The sequence below is a fragment of the Anaerosphaera multitolerans genome, assembly GCF_004006535.1.
In the GTDB taxonomy this organism is placed as follows: domain Bacteria; phylum Bacillota; class Clostridia; order Tissierellales; family Peptoniphilaceae; genus Anaerosphaera; species Anaerosphaera multitolerans.
Map to the genome: position 1 here is coordinate 1 of NZ_RLIH01000039.1, position 1,405 is coordinate 1,405.

At 33.5% G+C, this 1,405-nt stretch carries 1 protein-coding gene; it reads right to left on the minus strand.

The window, feature by feature from the left end:
* Nucleotides 1–9: 9 nt before the first annotated feature.
* A protein-coding gene (locus EF514_RS10665) for an IS3 family transposase (RefSeq protein ID WP_164845598.1) occupies nt 10–1,394 on the minus strand; the annotation gives its coding sequence in 2 pieces (ribosomal slippage) (nt 10–929 and nt 929–1,394; 1,386 coding nt in all).
* Between the last annotated feature and the right edge of the window lie 11 nt (nt 1,395–1,405).

Genomic DNA, 1,405 nt, shown 5'->3' on the forward strand with positions numbered 1-1,405 from the left:
TGGATTTTTTTATTTGTTCTTGAAACTCTTCCGATATTCAATCGGAGACAACCAGGATAGATTTTTCTTAATTCGGAGATTATTGTAGTAGTGAATGTAGTTACTAATTGTCATTTCTAAACTCTCAAATGAATCAAATCGTTTTCCGTAATAAACTTCTTGTTTTAGTATACCAAAAAAGTTCTCCACGACAGAATTGTCATGACAGTTACCTTTGCGACTCATAGATTGATAAATATTGTGCTCTTGGAGCTTTTGACGATAATACGGTGTCTGATAAGCCCAACCTTGGTCTGAATGGAAAGTACGCCGATAAGGACAATCAGATGTGATTTCTATTGCTTTACTTAATGCATTGCTTATTGCTATAAAGTTTGGTTGCTTGCTTATCTCAAAAGAGACAACTTCACGATTAAACAGATCCATATAAGGGTTGAGGTAAGCTTTCTTCACTTGCCCATTATCGTAGTATTTAAACTCAGTAGTATCAGTTACCAGTTTTTGATGAACAACTTTGGAATTAAAACGTCTATTTAATAAATTTTTTGCGACTTTTCCAACTTTTCCTCTGTAGGAACTATACTTTCGTGTTTTCCTCCAAAAAGAAGTAATACAAAGTCCTAGCTTTCGCATTAAACGTTGAACTTTTTTATGGTTAACAATATATCCTTCACGCTTTAAAAGTTCTACCATGGGGCGATAACCTGCATTAGGGTGTAATTTTCTAAGCTTAATCAATACTTTTTCGATTTCTTCGTCTTTATTTGGGCGTCCGAAACAATTAACCCAATAATAATACGTTGCCTTAGGTAGTCCTGAAATAATTAACAGTTGTTTGATTGGGAACTTGAATTCTCTGTGGAGGGTTTGAACAAGACGTGCTTTTCCTTCGCTTGTTGTTCCATTCTCAGCCTCCTCAATCCTTTTAAATATTTAAGTTCAATTTTAGTGTTTTCCAACTCCCGCTCTAATTCCCTTATACGAAAGTCCTTTTCATCTAGACTTAACTCTGTCTTCTTATTAATGATCTCTTGTCCTGTCTTAGGTCTCCCACGAGATTGTTTAAAAGCCTCAAAATTGTCAGATCTATAACGTCTTACCCAATCAAGTATTCTTGAATAATCAATTATACCTAAGTCTTTAGCAATATCTCTAGCAGACCAGTTACTTGTTAAATATAAGTTTACCGCATCTAACTTCACTTCGGTTGAATATGCTCTATTTTTACCAGTTTTCAAACCTTCTTCACCAGCTATTTCATAAGCAAAAATCCATCTTCTGATTTGTTGGGTATCTTTAAAACCATATTTTTTTGATAAGGAATGATAACCAGTTCTCTTGTCAAGATACTCTTTAACAATCTTTAGTTTAAATTCAAATGTATATTTTGTCATAAAAAAATTGA